Origin of the sequence: Methylocystis sp. SB2 (assembly GCF_049817085.1) — a bacterium.
Lineage (GTDB): Bacteria > Pseudomonadota > Alphaproteobacteria > Rhizobiales > Beijerinckiaceae > Methylocystis > Methylocystis rosea.
Genome location: NZ_CP187401.1, coordinates 1,301,911 through 1,320,726 on the forward strand (window position 1 = coordinate 1,301,911; position 18,816 = coordinate 1,320,726).

The following is an 18,816-nucleotide window of genomic DNA, read 5'->3' on the forward strand; positions in this document are numbered from 1 at the left end:
CTTTTACTTCTGCTCAAAAGCGCGCTGCAGACCCGCCATGACCGACTCATTCGGATTGGAAGCGCACCAGCTCTTGACGCTGGCGGAATTTTTCCGGAATAAGTTCACGTCGATGAAGGTTCGGCCGCTTTTCTGCGCGAACCAACCGCCCATAAACGCCCCGAAATCTGCTTGATCGTCGGCCGGCATCGCCAACAATTCACCGCACGTGATGCGGGTCATGTCGATCTTGACCTGCGCGTTGGACAGCGAAGGCGCGAGCGCTCCCGCCGCGGCAAGCGCAATTATCAGCTTCCTCATAAGATTTCCTCCAATAAAACCAGATTTCCGAAGAGCCGCCTCACCCTGCGGCTTTCGCCGGGAAAGGGCTCGCCAACGCCGGCGGTCCGCTGGACTTGCCTATCGCTCCGCCTAACGCCCCCAGCCCGGCGCTTGAACTAAACATTAAAGAAATGAAAGTCCATCGGCGTGAATTGACTCTCGGCGGTCGCTTCCGAGTCTTTGAATTTTTGCGGTGCGCGCCATACAAGCTTTTCCAGGCCGCATCAGCCAGTTCGCCCTTGGGAGCGGTTCGCTTTTAAAAACAGCGTTCAAGGGACGAAAGCCCGGCATACGACTACGCCGCAGCATCTTTCGGCGCCAAGGAATGAGCCGCGTCGCCGGCCGCACGGAAGTTGACGCTCCGCCGATAATTTCCTAGCCCAGCTCGGCAATACGCACAAAGAACCAATAAGCGCCAAAACAGGCGATGATCGCTGAACAGACCTGAACGAGGAACGGGTTGCGCTGACCGTGAGTGAAGTTCTTATCGATCAGGAGAAGTAAAGGGAGAACGACGAGCACGACGCCGATCTGCCCGACTTCGACGCCGATATTAAAGCTCGCCAACGCCGGCACAATGGCCCGCTGAGGAACGCCGAGTTCGATCAGGCCGCTCGCGAAACCAAAGCCATGGATGAAGCCGAACGCGAAGGTGTCGCGCCAGCGCCCGTCGACTTTGCGCGTAAAGAAATTCTCGACGGCCACATAGATGATCGACAGCGCGATGGCGATCTCGACCCAACTGCTCGGCAAATTGACGAGTTCAAGCGCCGCAAGCGACAGGGTGATCGAATGTGAGATGGTGAAAGCCGTTACGATCTTGACGACGGGCCAGATACGCGTCGCCCACAGCATCACGGCGATCAGGAAGCACAGATGATCATAGCCCGACACAATGTGCTCGACCCCGGCGGAGAAAAATTTCGGCGCGAGCTCCCAAGGCGTCAGCAACGGCTTGGAGAGATCCACCATCGCATCGCCGGGATAGATCATCACCTGCCCGGGCGCCGGCTCGCGGCCCATGCGCTGCGCCTCGGTCAGATTGGATTCATCGGCCTTTTCCCCGAAGCTGACGAGATGTTTCGCACGCGGCCCCTGCGCATCAAGAAGTCTGAACGGATTGTATAAAACCTGCCCTTGAACAGCGCTGCAGTCCATCCGCAGCACGACTTTTGAGTCATTAGGATTCGTCGGATCATCGCCGACCGAAACGACCGTGCTCGCGCAAGTTTGACCTTCCGCATTTTGCAAATCGACGCGCTTTTGAATGAACTTGCCGATCATGCCCTCGATCACGCCCGGCTCGGTGAGATCGACCTCGTCGTTCTTCGGTTTGTTTTCGGCGAACATGCGCTCGATATCAGTTCCCAGAAAGCCGACCTCGACGCGATAAAGACCGTGGCCTTCCGGCACGATTCGGCTGCTGGAAATATTCGCCGTATGGGCGTGCGCCGCCGGCGCACTCGCGAAACACGCCACAACGACAGCGACCGCGCCGTTCAGCAACCACATCATCGGGCGGACTCCCTTGACGCGCCGCGCGCCTGCGGCGTATGCACTTTTCTAAAAAGATGCATATCGAGGGAGAAGGGCAAGCTCAAGTCCATCAACGTGGAAGCCTTACGCAAGGGCGCTGAACGTGATGCGATGCGAGTTTTTGGCGCCGCGGCGGAATGGCGTCGCTGGTCAAGTCTGTGACAAGATGAGCAATCGGCGTCTCGCGGCCGACGCAGTCTTTGCGCGCGAGCGGGCTAGGAAATGATGATTAAATGGGACTTCGCCCCATGACGAAGAGCGGACAGGCAAGATTCTCCCGTCGAAAAAGCGCTTCCTGGACGTCGATCAACCGGCATGCGCATCTGCTATTTTTTGCGGCGATCCTGCCAGTCGGCGCGACGCCTCAACCCGCTGCGGCGTACGGAACTGTCTCTGACTCCCCACGTCGCGATCAACAACTGAGCGCTGCTCCCGGGATGGAACTCACCGGCCCGTCGCGCCCGCCGCGAGAGCCGCAGCGCCCGGCGATCATTCTGGCGCATGCGATCGTTGTCCGCACCTCCCCCGCGCAAGGCGGCGTCGGCGCCGAAGACATCGGAAAAGTGGAAGTGTGGTACGACGCCGGCATTCGCGACGCCTTTGCCGCATTGGCGGTTGTGAGCGCATCGGGCGAAAGGGTCGACAAGCGCGACGCGGCGATTGATAGCGCCGATCCAAGCCATGTGTCGGTGAGCGTGAATCGGCTGAATCCCGGCAAATACACCGTGCGCTACCGGGCGCTTTCGGCTGACGGCCATCTCGTCAGCGGCGCTTGGGAGTTCGAGGTGCGCCCATAGAGACGTTTCTCAAAGCGTGGTCGTTTTGTGCAGGACAAGGAACAACAAACGATGCGTCCGACTGTTCGCCTGAACTTGTTGCTATTCGCGGGCATCGTTCTGATCGCCGGCGTCAATATCGCGATGTTTTCCTACTCATTCTGGGGTCCGGCTTTCAACCAGCGTTTGAATGATTTCTGGAAAGCGCATGTCCTTCAGCCTGCGGTGAAGGCGGGCGATCGCACCATATCGGAATGTCTAGGAGTGAGCGACTTCTACTCCGTGCATCTCACGACCTACTTCCTGCCAGATTCTGAAGAGAGCGCCGGAGGGCCGACTGACGATTTGAGCAAGTATGACGAGTTCTGCGATCGCGTGCCCGGAACGGGCAAGGTCATTTTTTCCGTCACGCTCATGGAAAAGGAAGCGAGAAACGAATCCGTCGCGCTTTCCTTCTATCAATATGATGCTGAAGGGAGCTTGAAACAGATCAACGCTTTGCCATCTCATCCGCATTCAAGCGGCTTTGTGACTTTGGACGCAACGGTCGCTCACAAGGGAAAATATCTCCTCAAGCTTGCGTTCGGCGAGGCGAAGAACGCAGAGGACACGATCGAAATGCCGATCTTCGTGGGTCGATGACCCCGCAACTTCGGAGCGAACAGAACGAATTTGTCAGTCTGTCACGCACCTTCGCACACGGCGCTTTTGTCGCCATCGCAGAAAGCCCGTGACGTAAAGAACAAAGGGCGTCAGCCCGACCACCAGAACGATCGATCGGCCGAACACGCCGAAAGCCTCGCCGGTATGCAGCGGGAAGAGCCATTCGAGGAGCCTCTCCCCTGCTGTGAACGCACTGCGATCTTGCACATACAGAACTTGTCCGCTGTACTGATCGACGCCGACATTTCGAAACGTTGTGGTTCTGTTGGGTTCGTCTTTCGACTGCTTGCCGACGATATAGACGCCGCTTGGCGTGCTTGGCAGCAGAATCCAGTGAAGTCTTCCATCGGAGAAGATTTTATCCGCGATTGTGACGGCTTCGTCGACGCCGATCGGCGGTCGGCCTGGAATTGGCGTCGATTTTCCATAATCCGGATCTGCGCGCACCTGTGAAAAAAGCCCAGCCACGGAACGCGTCGCCGGTTTGAAAATCATGGCGACTCCGGTGAACAGCGTAACCAACAAGAAAACGCTGAAGTAAGCGCCGACGCTTCTATGCGCGTCGTAAACGACTCTCTCTGGGCTAGCGCCCCATTTGATCTTAAAACCCAGCCGCCAATCGCCATTGCGCGGCCACCACAGATAGAGACCGACAAGGATAGAGATAAGAATAAGTATGGCTATTGAACCGAGTATATAGGCGTTGTTGAATCCAAGCAGCAGCGTCCAATGAAAGGCCATGATGATTGGGACAAGGGGCTGTGACAGCGTCTTGTCTCCATGCAGATAAAGGCGCTGGCCTTTGACCTTCGCTGTGTAAGGATCGACGAACATCTCGTAGACATCGGTGTCGAGGTCGTCGGTCTCGACCATGTATGTGATCGCCGCCGCCGATGCGGAATGGCGCGGCATTGTGACTCTTTCCGCCTTGCCATCGGTAGGCATCGCCGTGATAGCGGCAGCGAGAATTTCATTGAGCGGGCGGGAAGCGGGCGGCGCCGGGATCTCAACGCGTATGATGGAAGCGTTCAGCCATTCGTCGATGTCCTCGCGAAAGGCGAGAATGCTGCCGCTGAGCCCGACCAGAACGAACACCGCCCCGGCGAAAAGCCCAATCGTTCGATGAATCTGAAGAAAGACCTGGCGAGTGAATTCGCGTCGACGCAGGACGCGCGACGGCGACGCGACTTCTTTTCCAAGGTCGGCTTCGACCGTCCTATCGGACATTGCGAACGGCTCGGTCCATGGCTCATTCGCACTCAAATCGCGTTTGATCGGACTGATTTCGGGCAATCTTGTCAACGCACCCGGCTCCCGTCTCGCTGCGACGAGCGCGCGATCGACTTCCCGGCAGGCGATCCGCCCTCGAACGCCTCGTCACGTCCCCAAGGTGAACAACCAAACTCAGCTGCGCGGTGTGAGATTTATATTACAGTTGCATACCAAAATACAGTCTTCGGAGCGCAATCAGCCCAGTGCGTCGGCTGACGCGTATACGTGGAGCGGCTGTGTGGGCGCCTTTCTCATAAATCCAATACTGTCTCCAAGGCGTGAGCATTTTTTGCTTTACCACCCGCGGCCGGTAAATCATGGTGGCAAACTTGGTGCGGTGCGGACAGGGATGAGACGAAATATGAAAACGGATAGATGTAAGGGAGCGACGCTCGCGGTTGCTGCGATCTCAATCGTTCTCGCTGGCGCTGCGCCGCCCGCAAAGGCGGCTTCGACGGGCAAAGTGCATTGTCTCGGCGCCAATAGCTGTAAGGGCAAGGCCGACTGTCACTCCCCCAAAAATGCGTGCAAGGGTATGAATTCATGCAAGGGCCAGGGCTGGGTCTTCAAGGACTCCGTCGCCGCTTGTGAAGAGGCAGGCGGTAAGGCTCTCGACTGACGCGCGTTGCGCTGTCCTGTCAGCGCGATCTCGCGTCGGCGGACAGTCGGTAAATTCTTTTGACGAATTATGGCGCAGGCGGCGCACGCGCTCTTGAGCTTGGGCGACCATTTGGCGTGCCGCCGCGTCATTACTGTGCGGCGCGCGTCGCTTACCGCCTGATAGCAATCTCGAGCTTTGCTCACTCCACTAGTGCGCCCCCCTCCTCCCTCACATCCTTATTCAGCGCTTCTTCTCCAGCCTCCAGCGGGTGACGCGCGCGCGCGGTCACGCTTTGGGCGTTTGCTGATCGATCTTGCCGGCGCCAAATGGCCGCTAATTAAATCTTATCTTTTGGGGGCGCTGAAGTTGGGAGACGAACATGTCGATAAGTGTCGGTGAATCGGCTTTCCCCGCGCGCGCTCGGCAGGGCGGCTTGATCGAAGATGTTGGCGGCGTTGCAACCGTCATCCTCGCTATTCTTGGACTCATCGGCTTCTACGCGCCGATAATGGCGGTGACCGCGACAATTCTGTTCGGCGTCACGCTGTTGATCCAGGGCAACGGCATGATGTCTGGGTATGCCAGATTTTCTGTACCACTCGGCGCGAACTCACCGATCATCGGTTTCAACGTCAGCAGCCGTTCGGCGCTGGTCCTGTTTGGCGCGGGCGGCATCGCTCTAGGCGTGCTTTCGCTGCTAGACTTCAACGCCGCAGCGCTGACGCCAATCGCGTCGATTATGTTCGGGAGCGCGCTTGTCTTGAGCAGCGTCTCTGTGTGGCATCTTAATGTCGTCAGACGCGCGTCAGCCAAGGGCGAGGAGTCTTCGAGAGACATTCTTGCAAACCAAATGGTTTTTGATTCCGCCGGCATTCAGATCTTTGGCGGCTTCGCCGCAGTTGTGCTCGGCGTTCTTGCCGTGTCCGGCGCAAGGAACGACCTCACGTTCAACCTCGTGGCGCTGCTCATTCTCGGTTCCGCGCTCGTTCTCAAGGGGGGCAGCCTGAACGCCATTCTTCTCAGCTTTATGCACTCGACGTCGCGACGTGCAAACTGAACAGACTTTGCACGCACTGCGGCGTGGCTTGCGGTCTACGTCCGCGTTAGCGCGGTGTCGATCTTGACTGGGTGAATCCAACGCTATGTGGAATCGCGCGCGCTCTTGCTCGTGTGGCGATATCGCAAGTCTGGAGGCACTGTCATGTCCATTACTTCTCGGGAGTCGACATTTCGTGAAACGGCGGCCTATGGAGGCCTGATCGACGCCATCGGCGGTGTGGCCACCGTCATTATCGCCATCGTTGGATTATCGGGCGTGAATGCGCCGATGATGGCGTCAATCGCCACCATCGTCTTTGGCGTCGCCTTGTTGATCCAAGGCGGAACGATGCTGTCCGAATACGCCCAGATCATCTTTCCAGCTGGCTCGAGAACCACGAACGTCGAGGGATTCGGCGGGAGCAGCCTGTCCGTCGTCTTCCTCGTCGGCGTGGCCGGCATCGTTCTTGGCGTGCTTTCGCTGCTCGGCATTGAGCCTGCAACGCTGACGCCGATCGCTGCGATCGCGTTCGGATCGGCGCTGCTTCTGAGCAGCAACGCCGTGTGGCAACTGCATGTGCTCAGCCAGGAGTCGCTGAGGAGCAGAGATCAAATGGGCGCCGGCGGCAGCGAAATTCTCGCCAGCGAAATGGCCTTTGGCTCGGCAGGCATTCAGGCGCTTTCGGGTTTGGCCGTGATCGTGCTGGGGATTCTCGCCATAACCGGCGCGGCGAATGATCTGACCCTCAACCTTGTCGCGTTGCTTGCGCTTGGCGCGACGATCGTGTTCACCGGCGGTAGCCTGAGCGCCACATTGCTTAGCTTCATGCGCTCGCGCTAACAGGTCGCGCGAGTGGCGCCCTGACGGTGCGAGGATCTCAAACTCGCATCGTCTCTCCTTGGCCGCCGCTGTTGAAGCGGCGGCTTTCGCCCGCATGCACGTGGCGCTCTTATTTTTTTACCTGTCCTCTTTTTCCGTGTTGATGACGGCGCCCTCACAGCGCACCGGCTCCGCCTTGCATTCAGGCGACCGAATCCCCAAGTATTAAGGGCGGTTTGTGCTACTTCACGGCGCCATCTCGAATTATTGCGGGCCGAACGTCTCCGCCGTGCTAACACAACGTAGTCGCTAACTAGAGCCGCTTGGCGCAGAATCGTCCCAGGGGCGATAAGATTTATCCTGCCGCGCCAGCGCACGCAGTCCAAACCTCGAAGGGAGATCTCAATGGCCAAAGCTGAACTTGGCGTGAAACGCCGATGCCTGACGTGCGCAACGCCGTTTTACGATCTCAACCGCTTGCCGATCGTCTGTCCAAAGTGCGCTGCGGCTTTTCAAGTCGTAGAAGTATTGCGTTCGGCGGCAAGGCGACCTTACTCGACAAGTTTCGCGAGGCCCACGCCAGTTTCGCCGGTCATCGAACCTGTCGCCGATCATGTTCTCTTGGCGACGGCTGATGACGAAGAAGAGACAACGGCCGATGAGGAAGAAGACAGCATTGACGAGGTGTTGGAAGAAGTCGATGACGCAGACGCCGTCGAAACCGCTGTCGAATGAACGGCGACGTTTTAGGCCGCTTTAATCGAGGCTGGGATCCATCCCTGCCAAGGACAAGGCGAAGACGACAATGCACAGGGCGAGCGCAACCGTGACGCCGACAAGCGGCGCGGCAAAGCTTGGGAGTTTTTTAAGAAAGCGCATGAACCCTGTTCGCCTGAGAAAGATCGCGATCTAAATGGCGAGCTGTTAAGAGTAGGTTTATTGACCGCTGTCAAGTGGGAAAGCGATGCTCGGCGCCCGGCCGTCGCTAATTCACTCTGTCAACCCGCTATTTGCGCCGTGTCCGACGCCAGGCGTTGAAAATCCAAGCGCCGACGAGCAGCACTAAAAGATAGACGATCGCCGACCAAGCCAGTTCCGGGAGCTGATCCGCCACCGCTGGCCAAAAAAGAAACGCGAGGAGAGTGACGACTCCTGCGACGAGGGCAGCCAAGAGCGCATCGTAATGCATCGTCCGCGAAGCCTCCGAGCCTGAACGCCAGTCCGATGAGCTCGAGGCGGTTCAAGCGGAATGGATCGCCTTCAGTGACTGACGCTCGAAACTACGCCTGTGCAAAAAACATAGCTGCACTGGCGCGGAATATCGAGCGCAATCCTCAGGAAAGGATCGCGGCGTCGACACATGGCCGCGCGATCGGTGGAAGACTGGTGGCAGAGTGGAGCTCCAGTAGCGCTGACCTATGGGCGAAGCCGGCTCGGAGCATCCCTGGATCGACTGGAGCGCTGTGGCCGGATTAGGATTCGCGGGCCAAGCCATGCGCCGCTCAACCAAATCTAAAGAAATTCGAGCAAATTGAAAACCGGACGCGACGGGGACATAAATTTCTTTTAGCCATTCCCGTAGTCAGAGGAGTGGATGGCGAGCGTGAAAACACTGCGCATATGGATCGCCATCGCCTCGTTGACGCTCGTGTCAATTCAACTGCGACTGCTTTGAACATGCCCCGCTTGTTTTCATATTTTTTCGCCGTCTATTTCGGGCTCATCCTCTTCCTCTGGTTGAGACGTCGATCTCTGCTGCGTAAGAAAACCGGGACGATATCGAAACGGCCGCATGACGATTCAGCTTGGTGGCTGACTGACAGCACAGCGGGAACGGCGACCGACGAGACCGGATTAACGACCGACGAAGCTCACGCACGTCTCGCGGAATTTGGTCCCAACTTGTTCGATGTCGGTCAGCAACAACCGCTGATCCTGCAATTTCTTTCGCGCTTCAGGAATCCACTTGTCATTTTGCTTCTCGTGGCCAGTGCAATTTCGGCTCTCACAGGAGAGGTCGCCAACTTTGTAATTATCTTCGCGATCGTCCTGTTTAGCGTCACCCTTGATTTCGTTCAGGAGCATCGCGCCGGAAAAGCTGCGGAGAGTTTGCGCCAGTCCGTATCGGTCCGCGCCAAGGTTCTCCGCGATGCAAGAGCGGTCGAGACGCCCGTCGCCGACGTCGTCCCCGGAGACCTCGTCATCTTGTCCGCAGGCGACATGATTCCTGCCGACGGATTGATTTTGGAAGCGCGCGACTTGTTCGTCAAACAGGCGCTGTTAACGGGAGAGCCTTACCCTGTCGAGAAGCGGCCAGGTTCAGTGACGTCCGACGCAACCGACATCCAGGACGCCGCCAACGCTGTCTTCATGGGCACGAGCGTCATCAGCGGCAGCGCCAAAATGCGTGTGGTGAAAACGGGCGCCGACACGGCGATCGGAGCCGTCGCCGATCGGATTCGACGCCAGCCGCCGCCATCGGCCTTCGAGATTGGCACGCATCGCTTTGGCCTCCTCATCATGCGCCTGACGATCCTGCTTGTGCTGTTCGTGCTGTTGGTCAACGCGCTGCTGCACAGGCCATGGCTCGAGTCGTTCCTGTTTGCTGTCGCGCTCGCCGTGGGCTTGACCCCGGAACTATTGCCGATGGTGGTGTCGGTCACCCTGTCGCGAGGCGCCCTGCATATGGCGAAGAAGCGCGTCATCGTCAAACGCCTATCCGCCATCCAAAACCTCGGATCAATGGACATTCTGTGCACGGATAAAACCGGCACATTGACCGAGGCGAAGATAAGGCTGGAGCAGCACGTGGACGCAGCGGGCAAGCCCAGCGACCGCGTTCTCGAACTCGCCTATCTGAACAGCGCTTTTGAGACAGGCCTCAAAAGTCCTCTCGACGAGGCAATTCTCGACCATCAAAACATTGATGTGCGCGATTGGAAAAAGATTGACGAAGTTCCTTTCGACTTCGAAAGGCGGCGCGTCTCCGTGCTTCTCGAAGGACGTGACGAACGGCTTTTGGTGGTCAAAGGCGCCGCCGAGGAAATAGTTGCTCTTTGCAACTCCTACGAAGACACGGACAACCGGGTCCAGGCGTCACTCGACGCCTCAGCGCTTGCGCGGATCAGCGCACAACGCATCGCCCTCGAATCCGACGGGTTTCGACTGTTGGGAATCGCTTGGCGACAAGCGCCTCGTGACCACCCGCACGCCGTCGTCGGCGATGAGATCGACTTGGTGTTCGCTGGCTTTGCGGGATTTCTCGATCCTCCCAAAACGAGCGCTCGAACGGCGCTTGCAGCGCTCGCCGAAAGCGGCGTGACGGTCAAGATCGTCACGGGCGACAGCGAACTCGTCACGCAGCATGTCTGCACAAGCTTGAACATCGCGGTCGAGGGTGTGCTGACCGGCAAAGAGATTAGCGAAATGGACGAAGCCGCCCTTCGCGTCAAAGTGGAGCAGACCAACCTGTTTTGCCGGGTAAATCCTTCGCAAAAAGATCGCGTTATTCTCGCGCTCAAAGCCAACGATCACGTCGTCGGATATTTAGGCGACGGGATCAACGACGCCCCCTCCTTGCACTCGGCTGATGTCGGTCTTTCTGTCGATTCAGCTGTCGACGTCGCCAAGGAAGCGGCCGATATGATCCTTCTCGACCAGGATCTGCACGTTCTTCATGAAGGCGTGCTAGAGGGTCGTCGCACATTCGCGAACGTCATGAAATATATCATGATGGGCACCAGTTCGAATTTCGGCAATATGTTCAGCATGGCGGGCGCGTCGCTCTTGCTGCCGTTCTTGCCAATGTTGCCGACGCAAATTCTTCTCAACAACATTCTTTATGACATTTCGGAAGTGCCGATTCCCTTGGACGAGGTCGATGTCGACGACTTGCGCCGACCGCAAGTTCTCGACATTAGCTTCATTCGCAATTTTATGCTCATCATCGGCCCGATAAGTTCGGCGTTCGACTTTTTGACCTTTTATATTTTGATGGCGATTTTGAACGCCGATGAAGCGTTGTTTCGAACCGGCTGGTTTGTCGAATCGCTGTCCACGCAGGTCTTGGTGATTTTTATCATTCGCACGCGCGGCAATCCCTTCAAGAGTCGCGCCAATCCTGTTCTTGTCGCAACGTCGTGCGCGATAGCGATCATCGGCGCATTGCTGCCGTTTAGCCCGCTCGCGTCTTATTTCGGATTCGTGCCGCCGCCGGGTCGATTCTATGTGTTGCTCGCCGCGATGGTGGTCGCCTATCTGGTGATTGTCGAATTCGCCAATCAGGGGTTTTACCGATGGTTCAATAGGCCTGGCGTTCGGTTGCGCGCCGGCTCTGCTCGCGGAACGACTTCTTAGAAAGGCGGCGGCGCGGAAAGCTCCGCTTCTTCGTTCGACCTTCCACGGCGAGGCGCGCTTCGCCCCGAGGTCAAGCCCAGCGCGGCGCTATCGCTGACCCTGCGCCTGAGCTGCGCCAAATATATCGAGGAGCGCGATGGCGGCGACGGCGGCGACCGCGAGCCCGCTCGCCAACTGGCGATTCCGACGGATGCTGTAGAGGCCTGGCGCGAGGGTCGCCATATCCAGCACATCGCCGGCAACGCGCGCCCAAAGCCACGGCGCTTTCTGGCGTGCGGCAAGAATGCCGACGCCGCCAAGAAGTTCGCGAAGCCCGTAGGCCTGCACGAGGCTTCCGTCGCCTTCGACGCCAACCATTCGGCCAACACGGCGCGGCGCGAAGAGTTCGGCGAGTCCTAACGCAATCGAAAACCAACCGAGAAAGTTGGCCAGCTTCGAAGAGCGCGTTTCCTTCATCACCATAGTGGTCATCGCAATGCCTCAGCCGTTTGCTGTCGAAGTGTTGGACGCCGGCTGCTGCAGCCGGCGTCAATCCTTGATCATTCCGCGGGCGAATGTCGCGCTTCGGCGCCGCCGCTGCTGCCCAGATCCGCCCCCGTCACCGGATCGGAACCGGGGTTCGATTTCGTTCGCGCCGCGTAGTTGGCGAGATCCTCGCTTTGCGACGAACCGAGATCGACGCTCGCCGCGCCGTCTCCGCCGTCAAGCGGAATGCCGCCGAGCACATCGTCCATGCGCTGCCAATTCTCGCCCGTGTTCCAAGGACCCCTATGATCGGTCGGCCCCTGCGACGCGTTCACATAGAGGTGCGAGAACTGCGGCATGCCAGGCATCTTGCCGGGCGGGAAGTTGGGTTGGATAGCGTAGAGCGCCTTCTCGAATGAGATCTGGTGGGCGATCTCACGCGTCATGAGGAAACCGAGCGCCTCCTTTATCCCGGCGTCATCGGTGACGTTGATGAGCCGCTCGTAGACGATCTTGGCGCGCGCTTCCGCGGCGATGTTAGACCGCAGGTCCGCCGTGGGTTCGCCGATCGTGTCGATATACGCCGCGGTCCAAGGAACGCCCGAGGAATTGGTCAGGGCCGCGCCGCCGCCGTACAAGATCGCCTGCGTGTGGCTGTCGGCCCCCTGCGTGACCGAGCGATACAACTCGGCCTCGGACTGCGTCGCCTCCGCGAGCTGCCCCTTGGCGCCCTTGTTCAGCATCGAAACGATGCTGCCGATGATCTCAAGATGGCTGAGTTCTTCGGTGGCGATGTCGAAAAGCATGTCGCGCCGGCCCGGATCGTCTTCGGCGATCGCCTGCGTGAAGTATCGCATCGCCGCCGCGAGTTCTCCTTGCGGTCCGCCGAACTGTTCGAGCATGAGGCTCGCGAGGACCGGATTAGGCTCGGATACCCGGACCGTATACTGAAGTTTCTTATTATGCGTGAACATGATTGCTCCTAGGTTCACGGTTCAAGGTCGTGGGAAGCGGCGGCCGCATCGGCGCCCGTTGGTATCCATGAACTTGCGGGAAGAGACTTCGTTCCTGATTCATTTGGGCGCATGCGTTTTTACCTGAGGTGCGATTGCTTCACACCGGACGGAAGCGGCGATCGTCGTCAGGTTGGCGCCATCGTCGCCGCTTTGCGCTGGAGCCGCAGACGCCATCGCACCGGACGAAAACTCGAAATGGTGTTCTGGTGCAGTCTCTTTAGGGACGACTACAAACGATCGTAGGCATCAGTCGCTCCGCGCCGCACGCTTCAGCTTTCGTAGACGCTCGGGACTGCTTCGGAGAATGGAGGGCTCGAGCGTAACGGCGCGGTCCCGCGTGACGCTCGAAGCTTCCATCAAGCTGTGGAACACGAAGCAGGCGCGTTCGTTCTACTCTCGCCTGGGCCGTCGATTGCCGCCGGGAAACCCGATCGCGCAGACCCGGAAATCCCGATGAATGTCTCTTTTGAAAAAAGTCGATCCCTTTGGACGGACGAGCCTGTTCTCGAAGGCGTCAGCTCTCTTTTGAACGACGAACGCGCTGATGTCGTCGTTGTCGGTTCTGGCGTCGCGGGTATGTCCGCGGCGTATGAACTCGCGAGCGGCAGCAAGAAGGTCATCGTTCTCGATCGAGGACCGATTGGCAAAGGAATGACGGCGCGCACGACCGCGCATCTCGCGTCAGCAAGCGACGACGCTTTGACGAGCTCATCCGATTGCGCGGGATAGACAATGCAAGCGCTTGGCGCGAAAGCCAGCAGGCGGCAATCGCTCGAATTGAAACTCTGCAACAAAAACTCAAAATCGACTGCGACTTTCAAAGGGTCGACGGTTATCTCTTTGCGGCAAGAACGGAAGACGTCGAATGGCTCGAGCGAGAGTTCGAAGCGGCGCAGAAGGCGGGACTTCCGGTCTTCAAGCAGACAGGCGTTCCCCTTGCCGGCCATGACGCCACGCCGGCGCTTCGTTATCCCGATCAGGCCCGCGTGCATCCGCTCAAATATCTTCACGGCCTTGCGCGCGCGATCGTCGACGCCGACGGACGCTTCTATGCCGACGCCACGGTGGTTGAGGTGGCGGAGGAGGATGGCGGCGTGAGAGTCGTGACGGCCGACGGCCGTACCATTCACGCGGATTTCGTGGTGGTCGCCACGAATGCGCCGATCACCGACCGCTTCGCTATTCACACCAAGCAAGCGCCTTACCGAACTTACGCCATGGCCTTCCAATTGCGTTCCGGCGCGCTTCCGGACGCTTTGTATTGGGATACGCTGGATCCCTATCACTACGTGCGGCTGCAGCCTGGCGAGAACAATGTCGACGTTTTGATCGTCGGCGGCGAGGATCATCGCTCGGGCGAAGCAAATGATGCGCCTGATCGCTTCGCGGCTCTGGAGGATTGGACGCGCGCGCGTTTGCCGTCGCTCGGCAAAGAGCTTCGCCGCTGGTCCGGACAGGTTCTCGAACCCATCGACGGCATGGCTTTCATCGGTCGAGACCCTGGGAGCGAGCGCATTTTCGTCGCGACCGGCGATTCAGGGCAAGGGATGACTCACGGCGCGCTCGCCGGCCTGATCATCAAGGACATGATCCTGACCGGGGCCAGCCGCTGGGCCGAGGCCTATGATCCCGCGCGCTCGCCGCTCAACGCCGTGGGCGAATATGTGAGCGAGAATCTCACCACGCCGAAAAACTTCGCCGAATATGTCACGCCCGGCGAAATCAACTCATGGGATCAGCTTAAGCCGGGAGAAGGTGCGATCGTGCGCAGCGGCTTGAGCAAGGTCGCCGCCTTTCGTGACGACGACGGGACGTTGTTCCTGCGTTCAGCCGTTTGTTCGCACCTTGGCTGTCTCGTTCACTGGAACGCCTTCGAGCGATGTTGGGACTGCCCCTGTCACGGATCTCAATTCGCGCCGGACGGCGAAGCGCTCAACGGCCCCGCTTACGGACCTTTGCAAAAACAAGAGCCTTGAGAGCGGATGCGGATGGAACAGGATCCGACATTATTGGTGCTGATGTATTTTGTCGTGCCGGTCTGGCTGTTGGCGGGGTTCGCTGATTGGCTATGTCATCGCGCGACAAACATCGCGACAACCTCCGGCGCGAAGGAATCCGTTCTTCATCTCCTGCTCTTCGCCGAAGTCGCGGGCCCGTTCCTCGCGGCGCTTCTGCTGGATATCAACGCGATCGTGCTCGCCTTCATGATCGTGATGTTCTTCGTTCACGAGGCGACGACGCTTTGGGATTTGAGCTATGCGGTGAATTTGCGCGAGATACCCCCCATCGAGCAACACGTTCACAGCTACCTTGAAATGATGCCGCTGATGGGCGTGCTGTTGGTCGCGGCGCGGCATTGGCCGCAGTTTCTGGCGCTCTTTGGATTCGGAGATGAAGCGCCGCGCTTTGACATCGCGCTGAAAGCCCCTCCACTTCCCCTCGCCTATATCATCAGCGCTCTGGTCGCGGCCTTGCTGTTCGCGGTCCTGCCCTACACCGAAGAACTTTGGCGCGGCTTGCGCGCCAATAACGGCCGCTTCGTTCCGCGCGCCGCGAGATCGCCCGCGCAATAGAATAGACCAGCGGTCAGTTCGCGCGCGAGCGACCCGGCGGCCGTCGTTGACGCCGGGGCGACGGGCAAGCGTTTGTGACAACTTATCTCGCAACGTCGTGACGTGCGTGGCTGGGGGACCTGGATTCGAACCAAGATTAACGGAGTCAGAGTCCGCTGTTCTACCGTTGAACTATCCCCCAACGGCGCCGCGCCAACCTAGCGCGACGACTTCCTCGATGGCGCTTTACTTCGTCGCCGCCGATTTTAATTTGGAGAGCGGCCGGATTTTGACGCGCACGCTTGCGGGCTTGGCTGCGGCTTTGACCATCTCGCCCGTCGCAGGATTGCGAACCAAAGTTCCGGCCTTGCGCGCCGGCACCTTGCGAAGGGTCGCCTTCAAAAGGCCCGGCAGGGTGAACTCGCCCACGCCGCGCGGGTGGACTGACCCGAGAAACACATTCTCCAGCGTCGCGTAGACGCCCACCGCGGTCTTGCGAGGAATGTCGTTCTCCTCGGCAATCCGGTTGATGAGCGCCGATTTTGTAAATGTCTCTTTGATCGGCCGAATGGCGGCAGGCTCAGCCTTGCTCACCTTCCTGGTCGCCGCCTTCACCGGTTTTCCTCTAGCCATAAGATGTCCTTTACGAGTTAAGCGCCTGCATTATTACTCACCCACACACATTCGATTGCTAACGATTTCATTGGTGATTCGCAAATTTCTGCGCAGCAATTGCAAGCGACGGAAGCTCTCGCGTCAACGCAATACTGATAATGTTGCGAGCGAGGAGGTGGTGGCGACGCCCTCGGACGGAGGCCAGGCCCCGATCCAGGCCTTATCAAGTGAACAACTCTCTCATTGGCGCTCCGGGGAGGAGCGCCCGCGGAGCCTGACGGCCCCTACGCCAGTTGGCGTCCCTGGCTAGCTTGAAGTTTGCGCCGTTCTAAATTGCGCACATCATGTTACGCAGAGTTCAGTGACCGCCGAGACAACCTAATAGAAATCAGCTTCTGTCCGAATTGCTTGAAATGATTTGCCGCCAATTTGTCTCGCGCCGAGCCGATCCGGCGCGCTCTCTATGACGTTCGCGAGCTTCGGCTCGCGGGCTGATGGCGACGCTGTCTTGGCAAGCGCCCCTTTCGGGTTTCCAGCGGATCGGCGCCGAGCCTGCTTGGGAACGGCGAAGCGGTCGCACGCTTCCGCCAGCCTTTGAGTCCTCAGAAACCGCGACGGTCGCCGCCGGTTCGGGAGAGGCGCGAGGGCAAGTCGCGACATGTGAGATTTGGCTGGGGGACCTGGATTCGAACCAAGATTAACGGAGTCAGAGTCCGCTGTTCTACCGTTGAACTATCCCCCAACGGCGCCGCGCAGAGCGCGCGCGAACGGCTGGTGACTTAGAGAGCGCCGGTGACAGTGTCAACCTTCCGGCCGCCAACGCCCGCCGCTGGCGCTCTAAATGCCCTCAGGAAACGCCCTTGCGGGCGGCGCGCCGATCCTGCATGAAAGAAATTTACGCCAGCCTTCTGGCGTTACGATGATCGCCGCTCCGCTCCCGTCGATGCGGCGCAAGGCGGGATGGAGCGCTTCGCGGAAGGGATCGAGTGAGGGAAACCGGTCTACCGTCTACGGCGTCGGCGTCGGCGCAGGCCGCGCCCGAGCTTCACATCACCTCCGGCGTCGCTTCTGGCGCGCTCGACGCGCGCCACACCTATGCTGCGCTCGACCTCGGCACCAACAACTGCCGGCTGCTGATCGCCCGGCCTGAGCACAGGCAGCGGCGGCGCAACAATGATTTTTTGCGCATTATCGACGCCTTCTCGCGCATCGTGCGGCTGGGGGAAGGCCTCGGCAAGGCTGGTCGGATCAGCGAGGAAGCGATCGAGCGCACCATCGCGGCGCTCGAAATCTGCCGCGAAAAAATGGATGCGCGCGGCGTCACCCGCGCCCGGCTTGTCGCGACCCAGGCGTGCCGCAGCGCCGCGAACGGCGATGAATTTGTCGAGCGCGTTCGCGAACGCACCGGCCTGCAGCTCGAGATCATTGACCGCGAAACCGAGGCGCGCTTCGCCGCCCGCGGTTGCGGATCGCTCGCCGATCCCGCCGCCGAAAGCGTGCTGCTGTTCGACATCGGCGGCGGGTCCACCGAGCTCGTGTGGCTAACGCGCGAACGGCGCAGCGAAAATGGCGCTTACGCCTTTCGCGCCTGGACATCGCTCGAACTCGGCGTCGTGACGCTCGCGGAGCATTTCGGCGGCCGCTCCGTCTCGGCCGAGACCTTCGCGGCCATGGCGCAGCAGGTGCGCGAAACTCTCGCCCCCTTCGCGCAGCGCATGGCCTCGGAGCGCCGCTGTCCGCGCTTCCATCTTCTGGGCACTTCGGGGACGGTCACCACCCTGGCCGGCGTCCATCTGGGGCTCGAGCGTTACGACCGCTGGCGCGTCGACGGCTTGTGGATGAGCGACGATGACGCAACCCGGGCCATCCTGCGGCTGCGGAACATGGATTTCGATGAGCGCGTCGCCAACGGCTGCATCGGACCGCAACGCGCCGATCTCGTCCTTGCCGGCTGCGCGATTTTCGAGGCGATTCGCGCGCTTTTTCCGGCGCAGCGGACGCGCATCGCCGACCGGGGGTTGCGCGAAGGCATGCTGCTGGAGCTGATGGAGGCCGACGGCGCGCTGACGCGGCGCGTCTAGAGCGCGGCCCGTTCGCATCGAATCATGTGCTCGACAGGGAACCAAATGTTTGAGCAGATTCTTTCTCTGGCGGCTCGACGGCGGGCGCGCGAGGCGTCAGAAATGTCCCCGGACAAAATTCGAACGCTTGGGGAGCGGATGACAGACGCAGTCGATGGAGCGCGCCAACATTGGCCTTGCCGCGAGGCGCGGCGATGAGCGGACGCGGATTGTATCGGCCCTGCGTCGGCGTCTTGTTGCTCAATGCGCAAGGCCTCGCCTTTATCGGGCGGCGGCGCGCCAAAGGCGCCCACGACCAGACCCGCCCGCCCTATCTCTGGCAGATGCCGCAAGGGGGCATCGACGAGGGCGAGACGCCCTATGAGGCGGCGCTGCGCGAGCTTCACGAAGAGACCAATGTGTCGAGCGTCGCGCTTCTCGGCGAGGCTCCCGACTGGCTTTGCTACGATCTCCCCAGAAATTCCAACAACCGCTGGAGCGGCAAATATGTCGGCCAAATCCAGCGCTGGTTCGCCCTGCGCTTCACAGGCGACGAAAGCGAGATCGATATTCATGCGCCGGGCCACGGCGCGCACAAACCTGAATTTGACGCCTGGCGCTGGGAGACGCTTTCGGCGCTTCCGGAGCTGATCGTGCCGTTCAAGCGGATCGTCTATGAGCAGGTGGTGAAGGAATTCGCGCCCCTCGTCGCGGCGCGGGCCTAA

Annotated in this window: 17 protein-coding genes, 2 tRNA genes and 1 pseudogene; 11 read left to right on the forward strand and 9 right to left on the reverse strand. The window is 59.6% G+C overall.

What is annotated here, in order from left to right; genetic code table 11:
• Positions 1-3: 3 nt before the first annotated feature.
• Positions 4-300 carry an HdeA/HdeB family chaperone gene (locus ACPS74_RS06455; RefSeq protein WP_018409212.1) on the reverse strand — a complete coding sequence of 99 codons (297 nt, stop codon included), beginning with the start codon at positions 298-300 and terminating at the stop codon, positions 4-6.
• A gap of 396 nt (positions 301-696) precedes the next feature.
• Positions 697-1,836 carry a HupE/UreJ family protein gene (locus tag ACPS74_RS06460; RefSeq protein WP_029648513.1) on the reverse strand — a complete coding sequence of 380 codons (1,140 nt, stop codon included), beginning with the start codon at positions 1,834-1,836 and terminating at the stop codon, positions 697-699.
• A 254-nt stretch (positions 1,837-2,090) separates the two neighbouring features.
• Between ACPS74_RS06460 and ACPS74_RS06465 the strand changes: the two genes are divergently transcribed.
• Both ACPS74_RS06465 and ACPS74_RS06470 read left to right on the forward strand, forming a co-directional pair.
• Entirely contained in the window at positions 2,091-2,654 is a 564-nt protein-coding gene (locus tag ACPS74_RS06465) for a copper resistance CopC family protein (protein ID WP_244471397.1), read from the forward strand.
• 27 nt (positions 2,655-2,681) lie between these two features.
• A complete protein-coding gene (locus ACPS74_RS06470; protein WP_239753990.1) occupies positions 2,682-3,275 on the forward strand; it encodes a hypothetical protein in 594 nt (197 codons plus the stop codon).
• A 33-nt stretch (positions 3,276-3,308) separates the two neighbouring features.
• Here the strand turns inward: ACPS74_RS06470 and ACPS74_RS06475 are convergent, their stop codons facing one another.
• The gene (locus tag ACPS74_RS06475; protein ID WP_051381681.1) at positions 3,309-4,523 is read right to left on the reverse strand and encodes a PepSY-associated TM helix domain-containing protein; all 1,215 of its coding nucleotides are present in this window, start codon (positions 4,521-4,523) and stop codon (positions 3,309-3,311) included.
• 406 nt (positions 4,524-4,929) lie between these two features.
• Here ACPS74_RS06475 and ACPS74_RS06480 point away from each other — a divergent pair, with 406 nt between their 5' ends.
• The 4 genes from ACPS74_RS06480 to ACPS74_RS06495 all read left to right on the forward strand — a co-directional run bounded on the left by ACPS74_RS06480 (position 4,930) and on the right by ACPS74_RS06495 (position 7,762).
• Entirely contained in the window at positions 4,930-5,187 is a 258-nt protein-coding gene (locus ACPS74_RS06480; RefSeq protein ID WP_018409217.1) for a hypothetical protein, read from the forward strand.
• A 490-nt stretch (positions 5,188-5,677) separates the two neighbouring features.
• Positions 5,678-6,226, forward strand: a complete 549-nt coding sequence (locus ACPS74_RS06485; protein WP_347371958.1) for a hypothetical protein — start codon at positions 5,678-5,680, stop codon at positions 6,224-6,226.
• A gap of 144 nt (positions 6,227-6,370) precedes the next feature.
• Positions 6,371-7,048, forward strand: a complete 678-nt coding sequence (locus ACPS74_RS06490) for a hypothetical protein (RefSeq protein WP_029648508.1) — start codon at positions 6,371-6,373, stop codon at positions 7,046-7,048.
• Between the two features lie 384 nt (positions 7,049-7,432).
• On the forward strand, positions 7,433-7,762 hold the full coding sequence (locus tag ACPS74_RS06495) for a TIGR02300 family protein (RefSeq protein WP_029648507.1): 330 nt from the start codon (positions 7,433-7,435) through the stop codon (positions 7,760-7,762).
• Positions 7,763-8,033: 271 nt separating this feature from the next.
• Here ACPS74_RS06495 and ACPS74_RS06500 read toward each other — a convergent pair whose 3' ends face one another.
• Positions 8,034-8,216 (reverse strand): hypothetical protein, encoded by a 183-nt coding sequence (locus ACPS74_RS06500; protein ID WP_029648506.1) that lies wholly within the window; start codon positions 8,214-8,216, stop codon positions 8,034-8,036.
• Positions 8,217-8,704: 488 nt separating this feature from the next.
• Between ACPS74_RS06500 and mgtA the strand changes: the two genes are divergently transcribed.
• Positions 8,705-11,383, forward strand: coding sequence for a magnesium-translocating P-type ATPase (mgtA, locus tag ACPS74_RS06505; RefSeq protein ID WP_083481299.1), 2,679 nt, complete (start codon positions 8,705-8,707; stop codon positions 11,381-11,383).
• An 87-nt stretch (positions 11,384-11,470) separates the two neighbouring features.
• On the opposite strand, the gene ACPS74_RS06510 is transcribed toward mgtA, so the two are convergent.
• Together ACPS74_RS06510 and ACPS74_RS06515 are read right to left on the reverse strand one after the other, a co-directional pair.
• Positions 11,471-11,854: a hypothetical protein gene (locus ACPS74_RS06510; RefSeq protein WP_239753988.1), complete on the reverse strand. Its 384-nt coding sequence runs from the start codon at positions 11,852-11,854 to the stop codon at positions 11,471-11,473.
• A 68-nt stretch (positions 11,855-11,922) separates the two neighbouring features.
• Positions 11,923-12,822 (reverse strand): manganese catalase family protein, encoded by a 900-nt coding sequence (locus ACPS74_RS06515; protein WP_029648503.1) that lies wholly within the window; start codon positions 12,820-12,822, stop codon positions 11,923-11,925.
• A 495-nt stretch (positions 12,823-13,317) separates the two neighbouring features.
• On the opposite strand from ACPS74_RS06515, the pseudogene ACPS74_RS06520 reads away from it, so the two are divergent.
• Together ACPS74_RS06520 and ACPS74_RS06525 are read left to right on the forward strand one after the other, a co-directional pair.
• Positions 13,318-14,840, forward strand: a pseudogene (locus tag ACPS74_RS06520) (FAD-dependent oxidoreductase).
• A 12-nt stretch (positions 14,841-14,852) separates the two neighbouring features.
• Positions 14,853-15,437 carry a hypothetical protein gene (locus tag ACPS74_RS06525; protein WP_029648502.1) on the forward strand — a complete coding sequence of 195 codons (585 nt, stop codon included), beginning with the start codon at positions 14,853-14,855 and terminating at the stop codon, positions 15,435-15,437.
• Positions 15,438-15,544: 107 nt separating this feature from the next.
• Here ACPS74_RS06525 and ACPS74_RS06530 read toward each other — a convergent pair.
• From ACPS74_RS06530 to ACPS74_RS06540, 3 genes are all read right to left on the reverse strand, one after another.
• Positions 15,545-15,618 (reverse strand) — tRNA-Gln (locus ACPS74_RS06530).
• Positions 15,619-15,662: 44 nt separating this feature from the next.
• Positions 15,663-16,049, reverse strand: a complete 387-nt coding sequence (locus ACPS74_RS06535) for an HU family DNA-binding protein (RefSeq protein ID WP_029652136.1) — start codon at positions 16,047-16,049, stop codon at positions 15,663-15,665.
• A 650-nt stretch (positions 16,050-16,699) separates the two neighbouring features.
• Positions 16,700-16,773, reverse strand: a tRNA-Gln gene (locus tag ACPS74_RS06540).
• 244 nt (positions 16,774-17,017) lie between these two features.
• On the opposite strand from ACPS74_RS06540, the gene ACPS74_RS06545 reads away from it, so the two are divergent.
• Complete coding sequence (locus tag ACPS74_RS06545; protein ID WP_029651826.1) at positions 17,018-18,112, forward strand: Ppx/GppA phosphatase family protein; 1,095 nt, start codon at positions 17,018-17,020, stop codon at positions 18,110-18,112.
• A gap of 194 nt (positions 18,113-18,306) precedes the next feature.
• Positions 18,307-18,816, forward strand: coding sequence for an RNA pyrophosphohydrolase (locus ACPS74_RS06550; RefSeq protein ID WP_026223195.1), 510 nt, complete (start codon positions 18,307-18,309; stop codon positions 18,814-18,816).